The sequence below is a fragment of the Paenibacillus xinjiangensis genome, from assembly GCF_059686975.1.
This window is the reverse complement of record NZ_JCAALS010000002.1, coordinates 401032-408158: the sequence shown is the minus strand read 5'-3', so window position 1 is coordinate 408158 and position 7127 is coordinate 401032. Positions and strand designations below refer to the sequence as shown.

The window sequence follows — 7127 nt, the reverse complement described above, 5'->3', positions numbered from 1 at the left end:
TCAACTTCACGGTTGCCGTTCACGTTTGTAGACATTTCCTGCGCTCAAGAGATGAGGAACCCTCGCCCGATGTTGAAGCGCTGATTCGAAGAAACGTTTTGCCGATTCGACCCATTCGACCAGGGCAGCAGAATACGCGCAAAATCCGTTACAAATCTGCAGTTAGCTTCGTTTACAGAGTAGCATAATTCGGTTCTTATGAACATTTTTTAAGCGGATTTTCCATCCGCTTGTTTGCTGTACCCATTTTTCTTGCTTGTATAAAATTCGAAACGGCATAGGACTATTTCCTATGCCGTTTCGGATTCATTTTCTATTCACGATCTTGTCTCTGAGTTTAACTTAATGACATTGCCCTTGGGGCCACTCTTCTTCTTCGTCTTCTGCTTATTAGGATCAATTCTTATTCTTCATAATAGACACGGAATATCATGTCTTGATTGTAATTGCCGAAGCCTTTTCCATAGAGAGTAAGACCACCTACATGGACTGCATCTTCCCTCACAGTCAGGCGGAAGGTCCAATGATTGCGATCCAGCCCAATCTGATCGATGCCGACATCTGACACCTGCTGTCCATCTATGAACGTCCCTCTCTCCTCGACACGTATGACTTTGAGCAAGCCATATTGATTCACGTAATCATGCCACCAGGATGGGGAGAATTTCCCGCGAATTTCGCCATAATCTCCTGGGCTTGTCCACATGCCAATTGGAATGCCATTCAATGAGAAATCAATATCTGAAGGCCAGTTCGCGTTGAAGCCTGGAGCTTCAGAGCCTAATTCAAGAACGATCTCCAAAGCCGACGGACGCTCGCCCGGAAGCAGATAATTCGGCACCTTGTACTCGACATAGCCTCTGCCGAACCACAGAATCCCCGCATTCATCCGTTCAGGCTCAAGGAAGAATCTTGGGTCATCATACTGTCCGATTACTTTCTCTGGGGTAGCAAGTCCACAGGTGGGATGTACCTCGTATTCGGTGTAATGTCCAATCGGTATACTAATCTCATGCAGCTTCTTCGTGCTCTGAGCAGGATGCGGAAGCTCAATCTCAATGGCATATTCGGATAGCGTACACATCTTATGTGTCCCGCCCTGCTTTCTTACCATCTTCGTTTCAATAATACCCGCCTTCTCAAGCTTACGAATGTGCATAGTCACGATCGCGCTGCTTAAGCCTAAAGCTTCAGCAAGCTCTTTCACATTCATTGGCTTCCCTGCAAGCAGCTCAATAATATGAAGCCTGACCTGGCTGGCCAAAGCTTCATACAACGGTAGCCAGACGGGGTTCGTATTTGCTTTTATCACCTTCTACAGCACCTCCCTTGTTCCACTTCCTAACCATCGTACAAAATGGGGTATCCTAAAAGTCATTGCTGCTTGACTCTTGGACACCCCATTATCCTTATCCTGCCTGTATTATAGCTTGATTCTTATCACATTCCAAGAAGCTTTGTTCAGTGTTGCGACAATCGTGCCATTATTCTCGAGAGTGGCATCACCGTTCGTATGCGGCTTCACGCGATCCGTAGCGTCAACCGTATTACGAGCTTTGAGGTCATCACTCTCCAATACGATGTGCTCAATAACCCGGAATGAGCCGAAGCTGCGAAGATCAATCTCGAAAGGCAGCGCTTCGTCCAAATGACGGTTCACGGCGAAGATCGTCACTTCCTCTTTCTCCTCATTATGAACAGCTACAGACTCTATATGTGGAACATCTGTATATTCCTTCGAATCGTATTTGGACGACTTAAGCAGCGGAACAAGCACTGTACCGCGTCCGAATAAGCTGGCATGCATGTAAGGGTAATAAATGGTCTGCTTCCATGCAGCACCGCCGTTGGCTGTCATAATAGGTGCGATAACATTAACCAGCTGTGCAATACAAGCCATTTTCACACGGTCAGCCCGCTTCAGTAAGCTAATTAGCATCGTTCCAACAACAAGCGCATCTTCATGTGTATAAATATCTTCGAGCTGAGGCGGCCCAATCTGCCAAGGATCAAGCTTTTTATCGGATTCGTTAGAGTGGAACCATACATTCCATTCATCGAAGCTCAGGTTAATTTTCTTCTTACTGCGTTTCTTCGCTTGAACATAATCAGCTGTAGATATAATCGTATTGATGAAACTATCCATACCAAGGGACTGCGCAAGGAAGTTAGCCGAGTCTCGATTCGAATTGTTGTAATACTGATGAAGTGAAATATAGTCTACATTATCATAGGTCAGATCTAGCACAGTTGCTTCCCAATCCGGGAACGTCGGCATAGCTAGGCTGGAGCTTCCACATGCCACCAGCTCAATTGTCGGATCGACCCAACGCATCACCTTAGCTGTCTCATTCGCAATACGGCCGTATTCGACAGCAGTCTTCGCACCGATCTGCCATGGCCCATCCATCTCATTGCCAAGGCACCATGTCTTCACGTTGTGCGGGTCCTTGTAGCCATGCTGAATGCGAAGATCGCTCCAATACGTGCCTGAAGGATGATTCGAATATTCAAGCAGATTACGTGCTTCATCCGGACCACGAGTCCCCAGATTAACAGCCATCATCGCATCTGTATTTGCTTTCTTACACCAATCCATAAATTCATTATAACCGATCCAGTTCGGCTCAATTGTTCTCCAAGCGAGCTCTAATCTTCTTGGCCGCTGATCGACTGGTCCTACGCCATCCTCCCAATTGTAACCGGAAACAAAATTCCCGCCGGGATAACGAACAATCGGTACATCCAGACCCTTCACCAATTCAAGAACATCAGAACGGAATCCCTGCTCATCTGCCTCTGGGTGGTCAGCCTCATAAATACCGCCGTACACCGCACGCCCCAAATGCTCTATAAAAGAACCATAAATTCGTTTATCCACTTCACCAATTGTGAAATCTTTGTCCACGATCATTTTTGCTTTGTTTGCCATGTCGTATTCACTCCTTGGATTAATAATATACTGAATTAGTAAATGATTATATTCATCTACACCTATTAAACAACAAGCTGATAAATAATTCAATACCTAATTCAACTTTTTTAGAACTAATAAATTCATTAATTCAAAAGAAAATATCTATCATTTTCTGGAAATCTTCAGCTAACTAGTTGAGTCCTGCGCGTATTTGGTCTAAACTGAAACGGATAGACCAAATTGGTTTACCTATATCGCAGGAGTTGAGAAACAAGCATGAACAATTCAATTCGCTCGCTAGAGGATGCTTCGGATCATGTAATCCTTATGCTGAGACGATTGCTTAATGTCCATACCATCGTTATTGTCATTAATGATGATGCCACCAGCCATATCGTCAAGGTATACAACAGGCATGAGCCCCTCATCTGTCAGGAAATGCTCCCTACATCTATCGCCATCAACACAGCACTCGAGGCTTATCCGCATATCACGATCCCTATTCTCACAAGCTCCCATTCCTCATACGGTGCCATTCATATTCTTGATCAGAATCCAATCGAGCTTGAGCAGGACGAGCTTGCCCTTCTAAAGTCATCAGCCTCCTTACTCAGTTATGCGATTGAGCTGGAGAATGCGACCATCACAGATAGCCTAACGGGTTTGTACAATAGAAGATATTTAGATATTCTCTTCAACAGCACAGAAATGCCGATAGGCGTTATGTTCATTGATCTCAATGATTTCAAATATATTAATGATGAATATGGACATGACTTCGGAGATTTATTACTCATCGGAATAGCGGAGCGACTGAAAGAGAATGTCCGTAAGACGGATCGAGTTATTCGTTACGGCGGTGATGAATTCATTATCTGCTTCAAGGATCTGGCAGATGGCACGGGGATTCGAATGGTAGAGGACAAAATAACGAATGCGTTTCTTGAGCCCTTCTGTATTAACGGCAAGTTCGTATCCATATCTGCAAGTATTGGTATAAGCACGAATCAGGGTGTGTATACCGGCTTAAAGCAGTTAATCGCCGATGCGGACCTCGCTATGTATCTAGTCAAACAGAATCACAAAAAACCTTGAAGACATGAAGCCAAACTACGGCTCAATGCTGCAAGGTTTTTTTAGATAGCAAGACTCTCGAAATGCATTTCACATATCGTACCTTGATTCACTCTGCTGCGGAACATGATACGGCCATCCATTTCTTTGATCATCTGCATGACAGCCATAAGTCCAAGACCTGTTCCACTTTCTTTCGTAGAGAAATATGGCTTGCCCAGCTTCTGCAGCTGTTCCGTGCTCATTCCTTCGCCTGTGTCTCTAATAATGATCTGTATCGTCTGTCCAACAAGCTTCGTATGAACCGTTAATGTCCCTCCATTTGGCATCGCTTCCACAGCATTCTTCATTACGTTAAGCAAGCATTGTCGTAACTTCTTAGGTTCACCCGCCATCATCAAAGAATTGTCCGTAAGATGATACATATGAATCGAAATGTTGGATAAGAGTGAGTAGGGTCTAAGCCACTCAATGACACTCTCTATCTCCAGCTTAATGTCTAGTGGCTTCATCTCTTCTCTGCTAGGCTTGGAGAAAGACAAATATTCCGTTATGATCGAGTTCGCTTGATCGATTCCTTCAAAGGCATGTCTGCGATAACGTTCCAGCGTCTCGCGATCAATATTATCCTTACCCATCAATTGAAGGAAGCCTCTAGTTGTCGTTAACGGATTGCGGATTTCATGCGAGATAGACGCAGCCAGTTGTCCGATCATTTGATATTTTTCCGAGAGGATGAGCTCTTGCTGCAAGTACTCCTGATTTTTCGCATAAAAATAAATATAATTAATGATTACCGCAGACACAAGAGAAGCTATACAGATCACTACAGTATCCCCTTGTACCATTACAATTCCTGTTAATTCCGCCGCTGCAAGGAAGCATCCTAAGTAAACAGCCACAAGCATTGTATACATGATAGCCATCCAATGCTGAGAAACTCCTCTGAGCTTGTAATGAAACCAGTTGCCGAGTGCCACGACCATTAAGCTTCCAGCAGCTGTAGGTATCCATTCTGTATTCATAATGAATACGCTACCAGCAGTATAGAACGCACCTATCACTATTCCCGCAATAACTCCTTCATACAATACGGCTAATGTGACAATGAGAGGTACCAAATGCAATCCAAATACCCATGCGTCCTCTCGCTCGATGCTTAAATAGATGAACAATAGCATCGTGAACAAACCAATGAACAGCAGCTTACGACGTTGATTAAAGAACAGGAATCTAGGTGTAATAATGATGAACATTAATCCCGCCGCCATAATATACAGCAATCCATGAATAATCGACGTTATTATTGGGAAAATGACAGATGACTTCCTTTATTCCTGCAACTAATCTGAATGAAAAGCTCGCAAATTGTCAGGATTTGAAGTAATTTCATTGTTTTCATCTTACTACAAATAGGCTAACTTTTCCATATCTGATACCTATAAGCCAAGAGTATGACTATACAATATTTCGCAAGCCGCAATCGACATAAACTTGCCCAGCTCCACATACAAATGGTATGAACGGTATTATCAAGTACGGGGGGATGGCGAATGAACCAGGATGAGGTTCGCGCGTTGGAGCGGTCCATCGATGAAATAACGGAGATTGCGGAAGGGTTCGGACTGGATTTTTACCCGATGCGTTACGAAATATGTCCAGCAGACATTATTTATACGTTCGGTGCTTACGGCATGCCGACCCGCTTCAGCCATTGGAGCTTCGGAAAAACCTTCAATAAAATGAAGATGCAGTATGATTTTGGCTTAAGCAAAATTTACGAGCTCGTCATTAACTCCAATCCCTGCTATGCCTTCCTTCTCGATGGCAATTCGCTCATACAGAATAAGCTTATCGTCGCCCATGTTCTCGCTCACTGTGATTTCTTCAAGAACAATGCCCGCTTCGGAGAGACCAACCGCAATATGGTGGAGAGCATGTCTGCTACAGCGGATCGTATTCATCAATATGAGATGGATTACGGCTCTGAGGCAGTTGAGAAATTTATTGATGCTGTGCTTGCCATTCAGGAGCATGTGGATCCAACCATCATCAAGCCTTATCAGCTGGATAAAAGCCGCTACATTGAGCTGCTGACGAAGAAAAAGAATCGTTCCGACAAGCATCATCCTGCTGAGTCTGACTACAATGACCTATGGTCGCTCGATTCCGATGAGAAAGCCGAAGCTGCCAGCGCACAGGCTGCTGCATCCGTCAAGCATTTCCCTCCTGAGCCGGAGAAGGACCTCGTATGGTTTATTGAGGAGTATTCTCCTCAGCTGACCGATTGGCAGCGTGATATCATGTCGATGCTGCGCGACGAGATGCTCTACTTCTGGCCGCAAATTGAGACGAAGATTATGAACGAAGGCTGGGCTTCATACTGGCACCAACGTATCATTCGCGAGCTTCCGCTCACGAGTGAGGAGACCATCGAGTTCGCTATGCTGAACTCCTCTGTCGTACAGCCATCGCGTCATAGCTTGAACCCTTATTATCTTGGCCTCAAGATCTTCGAGGATATTGAGAAGCGCTGGGATAACCCGACCAAGGAGGAGCAAGCCCGGTTCGGGCGTGTCCCCGGCCGTGGCCGCGAGAAAATATTCGAGGTCCGCGAGGATGATTCGGATATCTCCTTCCTTCGCAATTACTTGACGAAGCCGCTCGTCGACGACCTCGATCTGTATATTTTCGAGAAGAAGGGTCCCGAGTGGAAGATTACCGATAAATCTTGGGAGAACATCCGTGAGCAGCTGGTGTACAGCAAAGTCAACGGCGGCTTCCCGAACATCGTCGTCAATGACGGCGACTTCAACCGTGTAGGCGAGCTCTACCTGAAGCATCATTACGAGGGCACGGAGCTTGATCTTAAGTACGTCGAGCGCACGCTCCCCTACGTCGTTCAGCTGTGGGGCAAGTCGGTTCATCTGGAAACTGTGGTGGAGGATAAAAAAATCGTGTTCAGCTGCGATGGGAAGAAGACGAGTCGGAAGTTTGTGTAGATGGTGTAACTTGCTCTGCAATATTGAGCCATATACACAAACAGACCGACTCGTTGAGTTCTACCTATGCACCTTTCGCCTGACGGTCGATTTCTACCTTTGTACAGGTGGTCCGAATCTAACTACACATTGCC

The 7127-nt window shown here is 45.3% G+C and carries 5 protein-coding genes; 2 read left to right on the top strand and 3 right to left on the bottom strand.

The features are described from left to right. Positions 1 to 403: 403 nt before the first annotated feature. On the bottom strand, positions 404 to 1312 hold the full coding sequence (locus AC6ESP_RS03930; RefSeq protein ID WP_497095366.1) for an ArsR/SmtB family transcription factor: 909 nt from the start codon (positions 1310 to 1312) through the stop codon (positions 404 to 406). A gap of 111 nt (positions 1313 to 1423) precedes the next feature. After that, the gene (gene arfA / locus AC6ESP_RS03925; protein WP_497095365.1) at positions 1424 to 2932 is read right to left on the bottom strand and encodes an arabinosylfuranosidase ArfA; all 1509 of its coding nucleotides are present in this window, start codon (positions 2930 to 2932) and stop codon (positions 1424 to 1426) included. Between the two features lie 261 nt (positions 2933 to 3193). On the opposite strand from arfA, the gene AC6ESP_RS03920 reads away from it, so the two are divergent. Then, positions 3194 to 4012, top strand: a complete 819-nt coding sequence (locus AC6ESP_RS03920; protein WP_497095364.1) for a GGDEF domain-containing protein — start codon at positions 3194 to 3196, stop codon at positions 4010 to 4012. Between the two features lie 41 nt (positions 4013 to 4053). On the opposite strand, the gene AC6ESP_RS03915 is transcribed toward AC6ESP_RS03920, so the two are convergent. Beyond that, complete coding sequence (locus AC6ESP_RS03915) at positions 4054 to 5247, bottom strand: ATP-binding protein (RefSeq protein ID WP_497095363.1); 1194 nt, start codon at positions 5245 to 5247, stop codon at positions 4054 to 4056. 297 nt (positions 5248 to 5544) lie between these two features. Between AC6ESP_RS03915 and AC6ESP_RS03910 the strand changes: the two genes are divergently transcribed. Next, on the top strand, positions 5545 to 6993 hold the full coding sequence (locus AC6ESP_RS03910; protein WP_497095362.1) for a SpoVR family protein: 1449 nt from the start codon (positions 5545 to 5547) through the stop codon (positions 6991 to 6993). Positions 6994 to 7127 lie beyond the last annotated feature (134 nt).

What these genes read in the sequence shown, in the direction of transcription:
- AC6ESP_RS03910 (WP_497095362.1), top strand. Translation starts at nt 5,545, where the DNA reads ATGAACCAGGATGAGGTTCGCGCGTTGGAGCGGTCCATCGATGAAATA.
- arfA (WP_497095365.1), bottom strand. Translation starts at nt 2,932, where the DNA reads ATGGCAAACAAAGCAAAAATGATCGTGGACAAAGATTTCACAATTGGT.
- AC6ESP_RS03915 (WP_497095363.1), bottom strand. Translation starts at nt 5,247, where the DNA reads ATGTTCATCATTATTACACCTAGATTCCTGTTCTTTAATCAACGTCGT.
- AC6ESP_RS03920 (WP_497095364.1), top strand. Translation starts at nt 3,194, where the DNA reads ATGAACAATTCAATTCGCTCGCTAGAGGATGCTTCGGATCATGTAATC.